Below are 18744 nucleotides of genomic sequence, written 5' to 3' on the forward strand. Positions count from 1 at the left end.
ACCGGCTTCAGGCGGCGGGGACGCACGACGGTGCCTGACCCGGCGTGCCGGCCACTGTCTCGGGTCTGCCTGGGAGGCTGCCCCAGGCGTGCCGGCCACCATCTCGGTTTCGCCAGGAGGCTGCCCGGCGTGCCGCCCACTTTCCCGGCTTCGCCAGGAGGCTGCCCGGCGTGCGGCCACCATCCCTGCTCCGCCTGGGAACGAGGTCGGTAGCAGGCGGGCGCGGAACTGCCCGCCGTCAGCTCAGCCGGCGGGCGCGGAAACGCCCGCCGGCCGTCGGCTCACCGGCCGCTGAGCGCGTACGCCCTGATCACGGTGACCTGCGAGGTGTTGCCCCGGCTGTCCACCGCGGACGCGCGGAGGGACACGTGACCGGGCCCGTTCGGGTGCTGGAGCAGTGCGCGGTCACCGAGCACCGGTGCCTTGGCCCACGTCGTCCCGTCGTCGTAGGAGACGTCCACGGTGATCCGCCGGATCCTGCCCGCGCCGCTGTCCGCGTACTGCTGCACCTGAAGGGGCACCGCGAAGACCCGTCCGCCGGGTGCCGCGCCGGACGCGTCCAGCTTCGGCGTGAAGCGGACCGCCGAGAGCGGGAACGCCGTGGCGCCGTGCGCCGTGTCGAACTCCCAGACCGCCCGGACCCGTGTGCTGGTGGCGGTCGTGTCGGCGCGGGTGCCGGCCACGTCGAGCCGCAGGCGGGTGCGTTCGGCGGGCAGCGGGTAGGTGCCGTTCTGGTCGGCTGCGATCGGGGTGCCGGTGCGGACGTCGGTGAGCGTCATCTTCTCGCGCTCCGACATCGTGACCCAGCCGCGGTTGCCCGCCGCGTCGCCGTACAGCAGCGGGTAGCCGGGCACCAGCAGGTCCCCGGCGCGCCGCAGGTCGAAGCCGTCGCCTACGGACACCGCCGTTGGTCCGAGCACCGGTGTCATCGCGCTCGTCGTGGTGGTGCGGCCCGCCCGGAACGCGGTGAACGGCGTCCACGCGGCGTGGGTCTGCTGCCACGACTTGTCGTAGTCGAGGTAGGTGTAGCTCCACCGAGTTCCGCTGGAACCCGGTGTCGCGTGCAGCCGCAGGGCGGTGACGCCGGTGATGTCGATCGCGGGGCCGAAGGTGGACCTGTGGTCGGAGTTCGTGCCTGCCGACCACGGCTCGACGTAGGTGCGGCCGCCCTCGGGTCGGGCCGGCAGCGCGGTCTTCCTCAGTTCGAGGTCGGACGCCTTGACGGCCTGCCGGATGCCGTTCGGGACCTGACCGGGCCAGTCCCAGCCCAGCGTGTAGAGGCCGTCGGTGCCGGAACGCCAGTGCGAGTTGACGTAGCCGGTCACGCGTCCGTCCGGAATGGACCCACCCGCGCGGCCGACGCGGAACGCGCGCCCGCCACCGGAGAAGCCGCCGAAGGTGACGAACTCGTAGTTCAGCCCGGTGCCGGCCGCGGAACCCCTGGCGCGCAGGGAGATCGTGCCGATCTGCTCCGCCGCCGCCGGGTCCTCCGGCAGGGAGATGTCGATCGGACCGGCCTGCCTGGCGTCGAGCGACACCTGCCGGTCACCGGTCAGCGCGATGTCGGCGTACGCCATCAGCGTGACCTCGGTGCGCGTCGAGATCATCCCGGTGATGCCGTAGGTCCCCCTGGGCAGCCGGACCGAGCCCTTGCCCTGGTCGTCGGTGGCCAGGTCCACCAGCTTGCCCGGCTGGTCGAGCCGGTAGACGCTGAGCCCGGACGAGTCGGGCGCGCCCTGGGAGTCGAGGGTCGTGACGTCCAACCGGTACATCTCGTCCTCGACGGTGAGGCCGACTGGGGTGCGCACGCGAGTGGTGCCGTCCGTCGCGACCAGCGCGCCCTCGTGCTTGCCGTACCTGGTGGTGCCGCGGGTGTCCGCGGTGACGGTCGCACTGGCCTGACCGCCGGCCGGCACGGTCAGCGAGGTGGGCGAGACCGTGATGGAGCCCTGCGCCGCGGTGCCTTCCAGGGCGAGGCCGAGCACGACCGGGTCCGTGCCGGTGTTGCGGTAGGTGACCTGCCTGACCACGGGCTTGTCGTCGTCGTGCGGCCACGTCTGCACGCCGAACGACAGGCTCGCCGGCTCCGCGCCGACCGCCTGCGTGGTCGCCCTCGTCAGGTCCACGCGTCCGGAGCCCTGCGCGAAGACGCTCAGTCCGGCGGTCGGCTCGGCCGAACCCACCAGAGCGGACTTCAGTTGAGCGCCGGTCCAGCCGGGATGGCGCTGGGCGAGGAGCGCGGCGGCGCCCGCCACGTGCGGGGTGGCCATCGAGGTGCCGGACATCCGCACGTAGCCGGGGTCGTCGGCCGGGGTGCCGATGGTGCCGTTGGCCGCCTTGGCCGCCGCGACGTCCACGCCGGGTGCGGTGACGTCGGGCTTGATCGCGCCGTCGTCGACCCGTGGGCCGCGACCGGAGAAGTACGCGATCGCGTCGGTGGCGTCGACGGCCCCGACGGTGAGCGCGGCGTCGGCGGTGCCGGGGCTGCCGAGCGTCGTCTCGCCCGGCCCGGAGTTCCCGGCGGCGACCACGAACAGCGTGCCGCTCGACGCCGACAGGTCGTTGACCGCCTGCTCGATCGGATCGGTGCCGGGGGAGTCGAACGGGGTGCCCAGACTCATGTTGACCACGTCGGCGCCCTGGTCGACGGCCCACCGCATCCCGGCCAGGATCGCCGAGTCCTGGCAGTAGCTGCTCTCGCAGACCTTGCCGACGAGCAGCGACGCGTCCGGGGCGACACCGGTGTACTTGCCGCCGAGGTTCGCACCGCTGCCGGCGATGACCGAGGCGACGTGCGTGCCGTGCCCGACCGTGTCGTCGACGCTCGGCTGGGAGGAGAAGTTCGCGGTCGCGGCGATCCTGCCGACGAGGTCGGGGTGGTTCTCGTCGACACCGGAGTCGAGCACGGCCACCTTGACGCCGGTTCCGGTCAGCCCCGCCTGCCACGCGCCGGGCGCCCCGATGCGGGCGACGCCGGGCTGGACGCTGAGCTTCTTCTTGCCGTCGAGCCACACCTTGTCGTGCCCGGCCACCAGGGCGTCCAGCGCGACACCGCTCTGCGGCCCCGCGGCCGAGAACCGCCTGCCGGCCCCCTCCAGGATGACCGGCGTGGCGTCGGTGTAGCCGAACTCCCGCAGGGCGTCGACGTCGAAGAGCGCCTTGTCGAGCCGCCCGGCGGCGAGCAGCGGTTCCGCGTCGGCCGGGACGACGTAGCGGTGCTGCCCGGTCGTGGAGATCGCGAACATCGCGTGCTCACGACCCGCCGCGGGCACGATGCCGAGCCCTGAACGGGAGAACGTCACCTTGTCCCCGGTGACGAGCGTGACCTGGTCGTTCGATCCGCGGTCGCCCGCGGTGGCGGGCAGTGCGGTGACCAGGGGGACGAGCAGTCCGGCGACCACGCCGAGCTTGGCCAAGCGTCCGCGCATGAAAACGACCTCCGTGTCACAAGACAGGACGGGACCGTTCACCGCGCGGCAGAGGCGGTGGCTGGAACAGTTGTGAGAGCGCTTCCATCGTCGACCGGTCGTCGTGGGCGTGTCAACGAGCCTCGACGAGTGGCCGTTGACCGATGACCCACGCCGTGCGCGGTCCCGGACGTGCCGGGACCGCGCACGGACCGGTCAGCTGACGAACCGGACGTCCGCCGCGGGCGTGTAGCCGAGCGTGCCCGTGCTCAGGTAGACCGTGTACCAGCCGTTGGTGGCCAGGCACAGGGACGGCCCGGTCATCTGCTGGCCCTTCTTCTTGGTCCGCACGATCGGGTGCTGCGTGCCGGGGCCGCTCCTGACCACGGTGTCCCGGATGGCCACGTAGGTGCAGGCGGCCGCGGCCTCCACGCCCGTGCCCGCCTCGGTGGTCGTGGCGGGTGCGGCCTGCGCGGTGGCCGCCGCGGTGAAGGCCAGCGCGACCGCCAGGCCCGTGAGGCCCAGTCCTCGTCGTACCGCCCTGCTGCTCGAACTCATGTGTTCCTCCCCTGGATCCGATGTCCGAGGCGGGTGCCTGTGCTGTCCGCCTCGGTGAGGACGGTGGTGGGCCGATCGTGTGAACTGGTTGCGAGATTCCTGTACCGCGCAGGTCAGGCCGTTATCCATGGACCGGGGAGAGGGGGAGGTCCATGGGGGTGGAACTCGGTCTGCTCGGCGAGGTGACCGCACGGGTCGACGGGCGGGAGGTGGAGCTCGGGCCCGCGAAGCTGCGGTGCGTGCTGGCGGCTCTCGCGGTGGACGTGTCCCGGCTGGTGCCGGCGGACCGGCTGGTCGAGCGGGTGTGGGGCGCGGACGCACCGCGCAGGGGTCGCAGGACGCTGTACAGCCACATCTCCCGGCTGCGCCAGGCGCTGTCGGGCATCAACGCCGTGACCGTGGTGAGCAGGGCGGGCGGCTACGCCCTGGAGGTGGACCGGCCGGAGGAGGTCGTCGACCTGCACCGCTTCCGCGCGTTGCGGGACCGGGCGAGTGGAAGCACGCGTGCGGAGGAGCCACTGACCGCGGCGCTGGCGCTGTGGCGCGGGCCCGCGTTGACCGGCCTGGACGGCGAGTGGGCCGAGGCCGAGCGCGACCGGCTGGAACGCGAACGGCTCGCCGTGCGGCACGACCTCACCGACACCCGGCTGCGGCTCGGCCAGGGCCCAGGGCTGCTGGCCGAGCTCGCGTCCCTGGCCGACGACCACCCGCTGGACGAGCGGATCGCGGGCCAGTTCCTGCTCGCCCTGCACCAGGCCGGGCGCACGGCCGACGCGCTGGAGCGCTACCGGCGGTTGCGCGAGCTGCTCGTCGAGGACCTGGGCACCGATCCCGGCGCCGCGTTGCAGGACCTCCACCGGCGCATCCTCGCGGCCGACCCGGCCCTGTCCGTCACCACGACCACGACACCGGTCGTGCCCCTGCAGCTGCCTGCCGCACCGGCGATGTTCACCGGCCGGGAGACCGCGCTGACCGAACTCGACCGCGCCCTCGTCGCCGACCCGTCGCCGACGGCCGGTTCCTGCGCGACGGCGGTGATCTCCACGGTCGGCGGTACCGGCGGCATCGGCAAGACCTGGCTCGCGCTGACCTGGGCCCACCGCAACCGGCAGCGCTTCCCCGACGGGCAGCTCTGGGCGGACCTGCGCGGCTTCGGCCCCGGCGAACCCAAGCAGGCGGCGGACGTGCTGGCGGACTTCCTGGCCGCCCTCGGCGTCGACCGCGATCACCAGCCGCAGGATGCCGACGCCCGCGCCGCGCTCTACCGCACCCACACCGCCGGCAGGCGCATGCTCGTCCTGCTGGACAACGCCGCCACGGCCGAGCAGGTCGTCCCACTGCTGCCCGGCGGTGACGCGTGCACCGTCCTGGTCACGAGCCGTCATCGGCTGCCCGCGCTGCTCACCCGCCACGGTGCCCACCCGGTCCACCTCGACGTGCTCACCGGGGCCGAGGCCCGCAGCCTGCTGCACGCCGCGCTCGGCGACACCCGCGCGCTGGGCGCCGAGCACGCGGTCGCCGAGCTGATCGAGCTGTGCGGCGGGTTCCCGCTCGCGCTCGGCCTGATCGCGGCCCGCGTCCGCGCCGACCGAGGCCTCCTCGGCGACGTCGTCGAGGACCTGCGCGCGCTGGGCCTCGGCGCCCTGGACTCGGACAGCCCCGACGCGAGCCTGCCCACCGTCCTGTCCTACTCCCTGCGCAGGCTCACCGAGGAGCAGCGCACCGTCTTCGGGCTGCTCGGAATCGCCCCCGGCCCCGACATCGCCCTGCCCGCCGCGGTCGCCCTCACCGGCCTGCCCGAGGCCGGGGCGCACAGGACGCTGGCGGCCCTGGAGGAGGCGTCACTGATCGTCCGGCGCCCGCACGGCCGGTACGCGATGCACGACCTGGTCCGCAGCTATGCCGCGGACACCGCCCGCACGATGCCCGACGAGGTGCGCGGCACCGCGTTGCGCCGCGTCGTCGACTTCTACCTGCACACGTCGTGCGCCGGTGAACGCGTTTTGGACCCCCACCGCCCGGCCATCGCGCTGGACCCGTCGACGACCCGGCCCCAGGTCCTCGCCGGCACGCAGGAGGCGTTCGACTGGTTCGACACCGAGCACCTGAACCTGCTGGCGGCGCAACGCACGGCCGGCGCCCACGGGTGGCACGCCGCCGCGTGGCAGCTCGGCTGGGCGTTGTTCACCTTCCACGACCGGCGCGGACACGTGCACGACCAGCTCGCCGTGGCGCTGCACGCGGTGGCCGCCGGCGGTCACCTCGACGAGCCGGACGTCCACGTGCTCACCCACCGGCTGGCCGGCATGGCCTACGCGGGCCTCAGCCGGTTCCCCGAGGCCGTGGAGCACCTGAACCGGTCGCTCGCACTGGCGGAACACCAGGGCGACCTGCTCAGCCGGGGACGCAACCACCGCGCGCTCGCGTGGACGTGGCGCAACGCCGGGAACAACCACCAGGCCCTGCACCACGCCGTGCTGGCACTGGAGGCGCACCGCCTGCTCGGCAACCCGGTCGAGGAGGCCCTGTCGCGGTGCCTCACCGCCTGCTACGCCGCCTACACCGGCCACTACGAGCGGGCCGCCGAGGACTGCGAGATCGGGCTCCGGCAGTGCCGCCGGTACGGCATCCCGCAGGGCGAGGCGGCGATCCTCAGCACCATGGGCTACATCGGCCACCACACCGGCCACCACCACCGCGCCATCCGCGACTACGAGGCGGCGATGGCGCTGCACCGCAGCCTCGGCGACATGTGCCACGTGGCCGACGTGCTGACCCAGATCGGCCATCCGCACGCCGCCCTCGGCCGTCACGACCAGGCCCGCGCGTCGTGGCAGGAAGCGCTGGAGATGTACGTCGACCAGGGCCGCGGCGAGGACGCCGGCCACGTCCGGCGGCAGCTGGAGGAGTCCGGCCGACCATCCAAATGAGACGCTTCCGGCCTGGCGATCCCCCGCACTCGCCGGGGAGGGTGGAAGCTCCGCGATCAACGGCTGACACAATGGACGAATGGCACTGGGTTACGTCTTCGCCGTGCTGGCGACCCTGGCGTCAGGCAGTGGTTCGATCCTGGAGTCGTTGGGTGTCCGGCGTGCGGGCGCGTACGGCGGCAGGTCTCTCGATCTCATCGCTCTGCGGCGTCAGTGGCTGTACTTCCTCGGTCTCGGCGTGAACCTGCTGGGATTCGGCTTCGCCTCCGCGGCGTTGCATCGGCTGCCGTTGTTCCTCGTGCAGTCGATGCTCGCGTTCAGCGTCGGCGTGACCGCCACGATCAGCGTGTTCATGGGCGCCCGCGTCCGCGCGTCGACCTGGGGTGCGCTGGCCGTCGGGGCGACCGGTCTGGTGCTGCTGGGCGTGTCCGCGGAGCCGGGGCCCGCCCAGGCCCTGTCGTCGCACTGGCGCTGGATCCTCGTGGCGGCGCCGGTCCCGGTGCTGGCGCTCGCCCTGTACGCCCGGCGCCGCCAGCACGTCTGGGCCAAGGCGGCACTGGCGTTCGGCTCCGGCGTCTCCTACAGCGTCGTCGGCATCTCGGCACGGACGCTCCACCTCCCGGACACCGCGTGGCGGCTCGTCCTGGAACCGGCGGCCTGGTCCATCGCGCTCAACGGACTCACCGCGGCGGTGCTGTTCGCGATGGCGCTGCAGAAGGGCGGCCCGACCGGGGTCACCGCGATCATGTTCACCACCAACACGACGCTGTCGTCGTTCGTCGGCCTGGTGTACCTCGACGACCAGGTCCGCGCCGGGTACGTGACCGCCGCGACGATCGGGTTCGTCCTCGCGATCGCCGGAGCGCTCGCCGTCGCCCGCTACTCGGCCGACACCCGGCAGGAGGACCGCACGGCCACGGCGGCCCGCACGCGGGTGTGACGCGTCCCTGACACGGTTGTCATCTTGATCTCCACCTCCATGAGCCAAGTCGTTGTCAAAACGTTGACGCCGCCCGGTTCGGTCGGAAGGTTCGACGTAGTCAGCGTCGACAGGGGGAGGCCCGATGCGGTTCAGGCTCGCGGTGGCTGTGGTCGTGGCGGCGGTGCTGGGCGCACCCGGCACGGCGATCGCGGATCCGACATCGACGTCTCTGCCGGGAGCCGATCCGGCCGCGGCTCCGACAACGATGTCTCCGCTGGTGGCCGATCCAACCGCGTTCGTCGATCCGATGATCGGCACCGGCCGCGGTGGCGCCACGGTGGGCGAGATCAACAACTTCCCCGGCCCGTCCACGCCGTTCGGCATGATGCAGTTCTCGCCGGACACGCAGGGCTCGTACGCCGGCTACCAGTACCACTCCGACCGCATCAGGGCTTCAGCCTCACGCACGCCTCGGTCGGGTGCACGGCGTTCGGTGACGTGCCGCTGCTGCCCGTCGCCGGGGACGTCGGCGCTTCACCCTGGGACCGCACCGAGAAGTTCACCCACGACGGCGAGCAGGCCGAGCCCGGCTACTACGCGGTGACGCTCGGGAACGTCCGCGCGGAGCTGACCGCGAGCACCCGCACCGGTCTGGCGACCTTCACCTACCCGGCGGGCTCGGCGTCGCAGGTGCTCGTCAAGGCGGGCGGCAGTCTCGCCGGGAACTCCCGCGCGAACGTGCGGATCAGCGGCGACCGCCAGCTGAGCGGCTCGGCCACCACCGGCGACTTCTGCGGCAAGGGCAACGAGTACACCCTCTACTACCAGGTCACCTTCGACCAGCCGTTCACCGCGCACGGCACCTGGGACGGGCGCACCGTCTCTCCCGACTCGGACAGCGCGGACGCCTCCAAGGCGGGCGCCTACCTGAGCTTCGGCTCCGCCACCGTGGTGCAGGCCAAGGTGTCCATGTCCTACGTGAGCGTCGACGGCGCCAAGGCGAACATGGCCGAGGAGGTGCCGGGCTGGGACTTCGCGGCCGTCCGGAAGGCCACCCGTGACTCGTGGGCGCGCGCACTCGGCAAGATCCGGGTCGCCGGCCGGGACACGGCGCAGCTCAAGTCGTTCTACACCGCGCTGTACCACTCGCTGATGCACCCCAACGTCTTCGACGACGTGGACGGGCGCTACATCGGTTTCGACGACCAGATCAGGACGTTGCCGAAGGGCCGGCACCAGTACGCGAACTTCTCCGACTGGGACACCTACCGCTCACTGGCGCCGTTGCAGGCCATGTTGTTCCCCCGGGAAGCCAGTGACATGGCGCAGTCGCTCACCAACGACGCCGTGCAGGGCGGCTGGTGGCCGCGCTGGCCGATCGCGAACGACTACACCGGCCAGATGACCGGCGACAGCTCGGTCGCGCTGGTCTCCACGCTGCACGCCTTCGGGGCGCGGGACTTCGACGTGAAGACGGCGCTGAAGTACCTGGTCAAGGGTGCGACCTCGGTGGACAACACGCCGGGCGCGTACCAGGAGCGGCCGGGGATCGAGCAGTACGTCGCCCGCGGGTACCTGCCGAACAACGACGCCGCCCGCGGTGACCACGCCCGCGTCGGCGCGTCGATCACGCTGGAGTGGGCGGTCGACGACTTCGCGATCGCCAGGTTCGCGCAGGCGATCGGCGAGCACGCCACCGCCCGCGACTTCTCGTTGCGCGGCCAGCACTGGCAGAACGTCTTCAACCCGATCACCGACCACGTCGCGCCCCGCGACCAGGACGGCCGGTTCCCCGACGGTCCCGGCTTCGTGCCGCCGAAGCCCGGCAGGTTCGGCCAGAACGGCTTCGACGAGGGCAACGCCGCCCAGTACTCGTGGATGGTGCCGCAGAACCCGGCGGGCCTCGTGACGGCGATGGGCGGTCCGGCGGCGGTCTCGCAGCGCCTCGACTCGTTCTTCCAGAAGCTCAACATCGGCGCGAACGAGCCGTACATGTGGATCGGCAACGAGCCGAACTTCGGGGTTCCGTGGCTGTACAACCACGTCGGGCAGCCGTGGAAGACGCAGGAGGTCGTCCGCAGGATCGCCACGACGACGTTCAGCGCGACGCCCGACGGCGCACCGGGCAACGACGACCTCGGTGCGATGTCGTCCTGGTACGTCTGGGCCGCGCTCGGTGTCTATCCCGCCATCCCCGGCACGCCGAACCTGGTCGTGCACAGCCCGTTGTTCGAACGCGCGGTGATCTCGCTGCCGACCGGGCGGGCGATCGACGTCCGGGCACCCAGCGCCTCCACGACCGCGCCGTACGTGCACGGGCTGAAGCTCGACGGCCGGAGCTGGAACCGCACCTACCTGCCGCCGAACGCCTTCCGGGACGGCGGCCGGCTGGACTTCGAGCTGGCGACGACCCCTGACCGCACCTGGGCCGCGGGCAGCACCCCACCGTCCTATCGCGACGGTGAGAAGCCGTTCCTGGCGGCGGCGACGAGCCAGATCACCGTCGAACCCGGTGCCACGGGCCAGTTCGAGGTGAGCGCGCAACGCCTCGGCGGCCGCGACAGGTCGCTCGGGGTGACGGCCGACGCCCCTGCCGGTCTCACCGTCACCGGCCAGGGCAGGCTCGGTCTCGACGACCGGACCGGCAACGGAACGACCAGGCTGACCGTCGCCGTCGCTCCGGACACCCCCGAGGGGTACCACGAGGTACCGGTGACCGTGCGCGGCGGCGGAACGTCCTCGCCGAACTCGGTGATCGTGTTGGTAGCGGCGAAGAACGGCTTCGCCGCCGCTTACGCGAACGCCGGGATCTCCGACGACGGCGACGTCGGGTCGGCGGACCTCGACGGCGCCGGCAACAGCTTCTCCCGGCAGTCGCTGGCGGCCGCGGGCCTCGTCGGCGGCCGTGAACACGAGGCCGCGGGCACGTCGTTCACCTGGCCTGCCGCACCCGTCGGCCGGCCGGACAACGTCGTACCCGCCGGGCAGACGATCGCGCTGGGCACGACGGCGACCCGCCTGTCGTTCATCGGCGCGGCCACGAACGGCGACCACCGCGCCACCGCGACGGTGACGTTCACCGACGGCAGCACGAGCGAGACCGACCTGTCGTTCGGCGACTGGGTGTTGCCGGGCGGCGGCCAGACACCGGTGTTCGGCAACACGCTGGTCGCCCGTGCCGAGTACCGCAACCGGCCGAGAGGTCCCGAGCCCGGCGCACTGGTCTTCGCGACGGCGCCGTTCGACGCGCCGGAGGGGAAGCGGATCGCCTCGGTGACGTTGCCGTCCAACGCGAACATGCACCTGTTCGCGATCGGCCTGTCGTAGGACTGCTCAGAACGAGATGGTGCAGTTCACCACGCTGTACTTGCCGGGGACGACGTCGCGCCACTGGCGGTTCCACGTGCCGCCCGCCTTGGCGCAGATCTGCGGCGCCTTCTTCCGGGCGTCGTCCTCGTCAGCGATGACGTCGCCGGCGTCGATGTCCAGGACGCGCTTGGTGGTGGGCTCGAACACGAAGGAACAGGTCACCATGCTGTACTGACCCTCGGTCTGGCCGGGGGTGAACCACGCGACGTTGAACTTGCCGCCCACCTGTTCGCAGATCGCCGGTCCCTTCGCCTGCGCCTCGTCGTTGCCGAACAGCGGGCCGCCGGCGGGAATGGTCAGCAGGCGCGTCGTGGTCTGGACGGTCGAGGAGGGTGTGGCGACGGGCTTTGTGGTCGTCGTCGTGGTGGTGGACCGTGTGGAGGAGGAGTGCGTCGCGGCGGACGACGTCCAGGACCGGATGTTCGGGTACAGGGCGACGATCGACGCCGTCACGGCGACCAGGACGAGCGCGGCGATGCCCCAGCCGAGCGCACGGCGCCTGGCCGGCGGGCGCTGGGCGTGGTCCGGCAGCACCCTGGTGTGTTGTGGTTGCGCCACAGGGATTCGAGGGGGCATCGGCCTCGGGGGCGCGACCGGGACGGGCTGTCGCGGAGTCGCCAGCGCGTTGCGGGCGGCTGTCGCCAGCGCTCCCGCGCTGGGGTGGCGGTGCCGGGGGTCCTTGGCGAGTGCGCGAGTGACGACCTCGTCGAGTCCGAGCGGCAGACCGGGGCGGAGGGCGCTGGGACGTGGCGGCGCGGTGTTGAGGTGGGCGAACATCATCGCGAGGTTGTTCTCGCAGGGGAACGGGAGTTGCCCGGTGAGGAGTTCGTGCAGCACGCAGCCCAGCGCGTAGATGTCGACGGCCCTCTGGAAGGCGTCCGCGGCCAGGACAGGCTGCAACCGCTCGGGTGCCGTGTAGGCGGGGCTGCCGAGCACGCGGTCGCTGGTGGCGGTCGTGTCGAGTGAGTTGTGGACGATGCCGAAGTCGATGAGGTAGGCGAACTCGTCCGCGCCGGACCCGGCGACGATCACGTTGGAGGGCTTGACGTCGCGGTGGATCAGGTTCTCGGCGTGCGCGGCGTCGAGTGCTGCGCCGACCTGCCCGATGATGTGCACCGCGCGGGCCGGGTCCAGCGGCCCGTCCCGGCGGACGAGGGAGCCCAGGTCGAGGCCGTCGACCATGCGCATGTCGATGAACAGCTGGCCGTTGATCTCGCCGAAGTCGTGGATCGGGATGATGTGCGGCTCACGCAGGCGGGCGGCCACCTGGGACTCGCGCCGGAACCGGGCCTGGTACCCGGTGTCGGAGGCCAGGGCGACCGGCAGGAGCTTCACCGCGACGGTGCGCTCCTTGACGGTGTCGTAAGCGCGGTAGACCTCGCCCATGCCACCGCGGCCCAGCAACGACTCCAGCCGGTATGGACCGAACATTCCGTTTTCGGAAGCGGAACTGCCGGGATCGATCACTGTGCAGACCCTCCGGGGGAGTCGCCACTCAGGCGAACGAATCCGGCCACACGCTACCAGTCGAGTGAACGGCTCGTGCTCGGAGCGTGACAACTGGTGTGTGGCAGGGCAAATGGCGGATGTCGTTGAGCGTCGGCTGCTGCGTTGGTGAGTGGCAGTGCGGCTTTCTGGTCACGGAGCGTTGGTCCGGTCGCGCCGTCGAGCACGCCGATTGCGGCTCGATAGCCGGGCGATGGGGGAGGGGAGTCGAATGCGTGATCTGAGTTCACCCGCGGTGCGGCGGTGAGATCGCCGAGGGAGCGATGGGTGGGAGGTGGCTGGTACCGCGGGATGTCGACCATCTCCTGCCTTGAGCGATCGAAAATCGTGGAGAGGAGGATCGGATGGACAAAAATGACATTCTCGCTGATGAAGACGGCCACGTTCGCGGATATGACTAGACACGACTCGTCGGCGCGAGGGAGTCGTCCATTCCGAGATGCTCCCTCGCGGCTCAAGCGCGTTCGAGAAAGGCGATCTTGATCAAGACGATGCGAGCCGCCGTGCTCGACGCTCCCGGCCCGCCGGAGAACCTGGTCGTGCGCGAACTGCCGGTACCTGAACCTCCGGTCGGCTGGGTCCGGATTCGCGTTCGCGCCTTCGGGCTCAACCGGTCGGAGCTCGTGGCGAGGCGGGGTCTTCCCGGGGATCCGGTCGGCTTTCCGCGTGTGCTGGGTGCCGAAGCGGTGGGCGAGGTCGACCTCGACAGTTCCGGCAGGTTCGCTCAGGGCCAGCAGGTCGTGGCGATGACGGCGGGAATGGGACGGCTGCTCGACGGCGGATACGCGGAATACGCGTGCTTTCCGATTTTCGCCTTGACTCCGTTCAGTTCGACGCTCAACTGGGCTGTGCTCGGTGCGATGCCTCAAATGTTCCGCGCAGCACACGAATCACTGGTGGCGGCTGTTGATCTGCGGCGCGGGCAGAGCGTGCTCGTGCGCGGCGGTACGTCTTCGGTGGGGCTGGCGACGACACTGCTCGCGAAGCAGCTCGGTGCGACCGTGCTCGCCACCACGCGCGACCCCGGCAAGCTCGATCTGCTGCGCTTGCACGGTGTCGACCACGTGTTCATCGACGACGGAGTGGTGGCGCCGCAGGTGCGCGACCTGTTCTCGGACGGCGTGGACAGCGCGGTCGAACTGGTGGGCATGGCCACGCTGCCTGACACCGTGCGTGCGACGAGGGGAACGGGAACTGTTTGCCTGACCGGCTCGCTCGGCGATGAGCGGAGTCCGTCGCCACCGGGTCCCGTGGACGTCGATTCCCGTGGCGCGCGGGTTGTCGTCTGCTCCGGAGATCAGAGCCTCTGCCCGCAGGTGTTCCGGGGAATGATCGACGACGTCGAAGCGGGACGTCTCGACGTGCCCATCGGGCGCCTGTACCGGATCGCCGAGATCGCGCAGGCCCATCGTGACATGGAAGCCGATCTGATCTGCGGCAAGGCGGTCGTCGTTCTTGATTGAGGCGTTCTGGCGTTGGTGGATCAATGCGCGATAGAAGAACAATAAGTTCCGCCGCCACCATCGAGGTATGACGGAGATCCTTGACTACCTCCGCGAGAACCTCATTCTCGCACTGATCGTCGGCTGCGAGATCGGGTTCTGGTTCTTCCTCCTCGCCGGGCTCGTCGCGCGTTATCCGCTGCGCAGTCCCAAGGTCGGTGGTCTCCTGCTCCTCTGCACACCCCTCGTCGACGTGGTGCTGCTCGTCGCGACGGTGTTCGACCTGCGTTCCGGCGGCGAGGCGACGTGGCCGCACGCGGCGGCCGCCATCTACCTCGGCCTCACGCTCGGGTTCGGGCACAGCATGATGCGCTGGGCCGACCAGCGCTTCCAGCACCGGTTCGCCGGTGGCCCGCCGCCGATCCGCCCACCGAAGTACGGGCGCGCCAAGGTGCGGCACGAGTGGAAGCAGTTCGCCAAGTTCCTGGTCGCCTGGACGATCTCGGCGGTCATCATGGCCGCGCTGGTCTTCGTCGTCAGCACGCCCGCGCAGACCGAGCTGCTGTGGAAGGTCGCCGTGCCGATCATGACCGGCACGGGGGTCGCCTGGTTCGTCTTCGGGCCTGTCCTGACGACGATCCGCCCGCCTCGCCCGCGCAGGGGAGTCCACGAGACCTACGTGGCCTGAGCGTCGATCCCGTCAGATCGAGTTGTCTCGGCCGGCTTGCCGCAGTGGTGCGGGAGGCCGGCCGTGTTCTGCTGATTCCGGTTGTCGAGTCCGTGGTAGTTGGCGAGGAGATCCGCGATGAGAATCGCCTGTTGGCAGGCGTTGACGCGACCGTCCGATGTGGACGGCGCGCTCGCGCGTCTGCGTGTGCGCGCGGGAGAGGCCGCTGCGGCCGGCGCGCGGTTGCTGGTCACGCCGGAGATGTCGCTGACCGGGTACAACATCGGCAGCAGGGGACTGCGCCGGCTCGCCGAACCGGAGAACGGGCCGATGTGCGAGGAGGTCTCGCGGATCGCCGCCGAGTTCGGCGTCGCCATCGTGCACGGCTGGCCGGAGCTGGACGGGGAGCGCGTCTACAACTCGGTGCGCGTGGTCGGTGCCGACGGGACGGGCCTGGCCTCCTACCGCAAGACGCACCTGTTCGGCGCCATCGACCGGATGAGCTTCTCCGCAGGGGAGACGGGGGTCGTGCAGGCCGATGTGGACGGAGTGACCGTCGGCGTGATCATCTGCTACGACGTGGAGTTCCCGGAACTGGTTCGCGCACATGCGTTGCGCGGCACCGAACTGCTGGTGGTGCCGACCGCGCTGATGTCGCCGTGGCACTTCGTCGCCGAGACGCTGGTGCCGGCTCGCGCCTGGGAGAGCCAGCTGTTCATCGCCTACACCAACTGGACCGGCCGCGAACGCGACCTGGAGTACTGCGGTCGCACCAGGGTGGTGGGACCGGACGGGCGGGTCGTCGCGATCGAAGCCGAGACCGCGGAAGGACTTCTGGTGACCGAGCTGGACGTGTCGCAGATCGCCAAGGCCCGCGCCGAGACGCCTTACCTCACCGACAGGCGTCCGGAGCTCTACTGAGCCGTCCCAGGTCCTGGCCGCGTCACCGGCCACGACCTGGGACACCTGTCAGATGTCGACCGGTGCCAGCTCGTCGAACAGGTCGCCGGGGCCCGGGTTGTCGGGGTGCGTGGCGCCACCGAGGTGGTGCACCACGCCCCAGACCGCGTTGAGCGCCGTCTCCACGGCGTTCTCCGCGAAGCCGCCCAGCCACGAGATGTCGTCGCCCGCCATGAGGAATCCGCGGTGCCTCGCGGCGAGCCCGTCCTGCATGAAGTTGGTGAACAACGTGCGCTGGTACCGGTACTGGCCGGGGAGGCTGGACTTGAACGCGCCCATGAAGTTCGGCTCGGTCTCCCAGGTGACCGAGACCGGCGGCGCGATGATGTGCGAGCGGATGTCGACGTCCGGGTAGATCTGGGCGAGTGACGCCAGAACCACCTCCAGCCGCTCCTCCGCGGTGAGGGTGGCGACCTTCAGGGAGTCGTCGTTCCACGTGTAGGACAGGCACATCACGCCGGGCTGGTCGGGCCCGTCGTCGAACAGGTAGACACCACGCGGCAGCCGGTCGGTCAGCGTCATGCCCATGACCTCGCGCCCGGTCCTCTCGTCGCGGTCGCGCCAGAACGGGCGGTCGGTCAGCACGAAGAGCTTCGACGAGCCCATGTAGTGGGTTCGTTCCAGCGCGGTCCACAGGTCGGACGGCAGCAGGTCGGGATCGCATTTGATGCGGGTCAACAGGTTCCAGCTCTGCGCGGTGTAGACGGCCGCCGGGTACTCGCGCACGTCGCCGGACACGTCCTCGATCACGTAGCCGGTGCCGTCGTCGGTGCGGCCGATCCTGCTCACGCCCGGCAACGGCGTCCCGTCGTGCAGCCGCGCGAGCGAGGTGCCGGCGGGCCAGTGCACGAGGTCGTCCGGTTCGTGGTGCCAGAGCCCGGTGGGAATCTGCTGGCTGCCGCCGATGATCCGGTACTGCTTGTCGCCGACCTCGGTGTAGACGACCCGCAGGACGTCGAGCACGGAGTTGGTGAAGTCGGTGTCCCACCCGCCGCACCCGAAGCCCACCTGGCCGAAGATCTCCCGGTGCTCGAAGGAGGAGAACCCCGCCGTGGAGGCCAGGAAGCCGTAGAACGACTGGTTCTCCAGCTCGCGGACCGTCCGGTTCCACAGCGCCTTGATCACCGGGATGTCGCGGCGCTCCATCGCGCCCATCATGACCGGCAGGTCGGCCTTCTCGTGCAACGCCTTCGACCACGCGTCGGAGACCTGCTGGAACGTCAGGGGCAGGTCCTCGGGGCCGCGTGCCCAGAGGGTCTCGCCGCGCAGGTTGATGACGGTGCTGGGAGTGGCCTCGGCCAGCGGATTGGGGAACGCCGCTGATTTCAGGCCCAGTTTGTTGACGTAGTGGAACAGCGTGGCCGACGGCGAGAAACGCATCGATCCCAGCTCGGCACGCGGTTCCGGGTGCCCCTCGAACCCGACGGTGCGCATTCGCCCGCCGATCTGCTCGATCTCGTACAGGACCGGTCGCAGTCCTAGTTTCATGAGTTCGTAGGCGGTGACCACCCCGGAGATTCCTCCGCCGATGACGGCGACCTCGGTACCGAGTCGTTCCACCGGCACGGCACCGAGTCCGGCCCGGTGGTCCAGCCATTCCTGGTAGACGAAGGGGAAGTCGGGGGAGAAACCCGTCGTCGGTGCCGGGTCGTCGTCTGTGACTGTCGTCGTGAATGCCATTGCTCAAACCTCGATGATTCGTCGGATCTCAGTGGTGTGCCGGAACGTCGGTCGAGGGTGTGCGGAAATCCGTGCGGCCGGATCGCCTCGAAGTGAGGGGCGGCCGGGCTGAATTAATACGACTGTGTTTTAACCCGCGCACAACGATGGGCGAGGTGAGCCGCTGAACGCCGAGGCCTACTTGGCGGGCCTGCGGGGCTTCAGCGCGTCCTTCGGGCCGGCCGTCACCACGTCGAAGTCGTCCTTGAGGAGCGACAGGCGGTGCAGGAGGTAGTCGGGGCCCGCCACGCAGATCGTCGTCAGGCCCTCGCCGACCAGCCGGTCGCGGATGTGACCCCAGTGCACCGGGCTGTCGGTGGACGCTTCGAGCAGCGCGCCGACGCCGGCTCCGTCGCTGATCAGCGAGCCGTCCTGGTCCGAGATGATCGGGATCTCCGGTGCGGAGAAGGAGACCTTCCTGAAGACCTCGTCCCGCAGCCGGGCGCGCAGCGGTGCCAGAACGCCGGCGTGTGCGGCCGGGCGCATCGTGGTCAGGGAGTAGCCGCCGCGCTCGCTGATCCTCCGCTTGAACGCGTCGAGGTGCTCCTCGTGCATCGTCACCAGGTGAACGCCGGGGTCGAAGTAGCCGGAGACCTCGTGCCACTCGCCGTCCTGGGACATCGTGGCGAGGACGTCGTCCAGCCGTTCCTGGGGCGTGCGCACGACCAGCTGGCTGACCAGGTCCTTGTGCTCCTCGCGGAAGTAGTCGAGCTCGCACCGCGCCAGTTCGGCGGTGAGCGCGACGACCTCCCCGAACGGCAGGGCTCCCGAGTACGCGACCGCGGCGCGCTCGCCGAAGCTGGAGCCGACGCACACGTCCGGGCGCAAGCCCAGCGACTTCTCCATCCAGTCGGCCATCGCGACCGAGTTGACCAGGAAACCGATCTGCTGGGCCGCGTTGTACTCGTCCGGACCGGACCGCAGCTCGTCGAGCAGCGAGTAGCCGAGCGCGGCGTCCGCCTGCGCCACCCGACGCCGGGCGAACGGACTGATCGTCATGAACCTGCCGACGTCGCCGAAACTCGACGGACCCATTCCCGGAAACACGACTGCCGTGCGGCTCATGGTGACGCCTCCTGTGCCTGTTGATCCTGCTTCCGGCTCGCGCCGCGCTGACGAGGTGCCGCACCCGGCGGCTCTCGGAGAAATAGGTGTGGATCCTATGTGCGGGTGTGCCCGCCGAGTAATGGAGCGATTCCGCAGCCCGGTCATCGCCAAGTAATTCGGCGGTAGCGCCGAGGACTTCCCCGCGGCACCGGCTTGG

The 18744-nt window shown here is 70.7% G+C and carries 13 protein-coding genes; 7 read left to right on the forward strand and 6 right to left on the reverse strand.

The genetic code is table 11. The features are described 5' to 3' along the window. Positions 1-281 precede the first annotated feature (281 nt). Both ACFWN2_RS03445 and ACFWN2_RS03450 read right to left on the reverse strand, forming a co-directional pair. The gene (locus ACFWN2_RS03445) at positions 282-3428 is read right to left on the reverse strand and encodes a S8 family serine peptidase (protein WP_382424664.1); all 3147 of its coding nucleotides are present in this window, start codon (positions 3426-3428) and stop codon (positions 282-284) included. Between the two features lie 195 nt (positions 3429-3623). Continuing rightward, on the reverse strand, positions 3624-3965 hold the full coding sequence (locus tag ACFWN2_RS03450; protein WP_382424665.1) for a hypothetical protein: 342 nt from the start codon (positions 3963-3965) through the stop codon (positions 3624-3626). Between the two features lie 152 nt (positions 3966-4117). Here ACFWN2_RS03450 and ACFWN2_RS03455 point away from each other — a divergent pair, with 152 nt between their 5' ends. The 4 genes from ACFWN2_RS03455 to ACFWN2_RS03470 all read left to right on the forward strand — a co-directional run bounded on the left by ACFWN2_RS03455 (position 4118) and on the right by ACFWN2_RS03470 (position 11144). Further along, complete coding sequence (locus tag ACFWN2_RS03455) at positions 4118-6895, forward strand: BTAD domain-containing putative transcriptional regulator (protein ID WP_382424666.1); 2778 nt, start codon at positions 4118-4120, stop codon at positions 6893-6895. 79 nt (positions 6896-6974) lie between these two features. After that, positions 6975-7835, forward strand: coding sequence for a hypothetical protein (locus ACFWN2_RS03460; protein ID WP_382424667.1), 861 nt, complete (start codon positions 6975-6977; stop codon positions 7833-7835). Positions 7836-7959: 124 nt separating this feature from the next. Further along, on the forward strand, positions 7960-8421 hold the full coding sequence (locus ACFWN2_RS03465; RefSeq protein WP_382424668.1) for a hypothetical protein: 462 nt from the start codon (positions 7960-7962) through the stop codon (positions 8419-8421). Beyond that, the gene (locus ACFWN2_RS03470) at positions 8316-11144 is read left to right on the forward strand and encodes a GH92 family glycosyl hydrolase (RefSeq protein ID WP_382424669.1); all 2829 of its coding nucleotides are present in this window, start codon (positions 8316-8318) and stop codon (positions 11142-11144) included. Before ACFWN2_RS03465 ends, ACFWN2_RS03470 begins: the two co-directional genes overlap by 106 nt. A 6-nt stretch (positions 11145-11150) precedes the next feature. Here ACFWN2_RS03470 and ACFWN2_RS03475 read toward each other — a convergent pair whose 3' ends face one another. Together ACFWN2_RS03475 and ACFWN2_RS03480 are read right to left on the reverse strand one after the other, a co-directional pair. Next, positions 11151-12617 (reverse strand): protein kinase, encoded by a 1467-nt coding sequence (locus ACFWN2_RS03475; protein ID WP_382424670.1) that lies wholly within the window; start codon positions 12615-12617, stop codon positions 11151-11153. 89 nt (positions 12618-12706) lie between these two features. Continuing rightward, positions 12707-13075 (reverse strand): hypothetical protein, encoded by a 369-nt coding sequence (locus ACFWN2_RS03480; RefSeq protein ID WP_382424671.1) that lies wholly within the window; start codon positions 13073-13075, stop codon positions 12707-12709. A 156-nt stretch (positions 13076-13231) separates the two neighbouring features. Here ACFWN2_RS03480 and ACFWN2_RS03485 point away from each other — a divergent pair, with 156 nt between their 5' ends. The 3 genes from ACFWN2_RS03485 to ACFWN2_RS03495 all read left to right on the forward strand — a co-directional run bounded on the left by ACFWN2_RS03485 (position 13232) and on the right by ACFWN2_RS03495 (position 15722). Next, the gene (locus ACFWN2_RS03485; RefSeq protein WP_382424672.1) at positions 13232-14155 is read left to right on the forward strand and encodes a zinc-binding dehydrogenase; all 924 of its coding nucleotides are present in this window, start codon (positions 13232-13234) and stop codon (positions 14153-14155) included. Positions 14156-14222: 67 nt separating this feature from the next. Next, entirely contained in the window at positions 14223-14822 is a 600-nt protein-coding gene (locus ACFWN2_RS03490) for a hypothetical protein (RefSeq protein ID WP_382424673.1), read from the forward strand. Between the two features lie 117 nt (positions 14823-14939). Then, positions 14940-15722 (forward strand): carbon-nitrogen hydrolase family protein, encoded by a 783-nt coding sequence (locus tag ACFWN2_RS03495; protein WP_382424674.1) that lies wholly within the window; start codon positions 14940-14942, stop codon positions 15720-15722. A gap of 48 nt (positions 15723-15770) precedes the next feature. Here the strand turns inward: ACFWN2_RS03495 and ACFWN2_RS03500 are convergent, their stop codons facing one another. Further along, positions 15771-17441 carry a flavin monoamine oxidase family protein gene (locus ACFWN2_RS03500; RefSeq protein WP_382424675.1) on the reverse strand — a complete coding sequence of 557 codons (1671 nt, stop codon included), beginning with the start codon at positions 17439-17441 and terminating at the stop codon, positions 15771-15773. Positions 17442-17618: 177 nt separating this feature from the next. Beyond that, the gene (locus ACFWN2_RS03505; protein WP_382424676.1) at positions 17619-18545 is read right to left on the reverse strand and encodes an ACP S-malonyltransferase; all 927 of its coding nucleotides are present in this window, start codon (positions 18543-18545) and stop codon (positions 17619-17621) included. Positions 18546-18744: the final 199 nt, after the last annotated feature.

It is taken from the genome of Lentzea sp. NPDC058436 (assembly GCF_042721515.1).
In the GTDB taxonomy this organism is placed as follows: domain Bacteria; phylum Actinomycetota; class Actinomycetes; order Mycobacteriales; family Pseudonocardiaceae; genus Lentzea.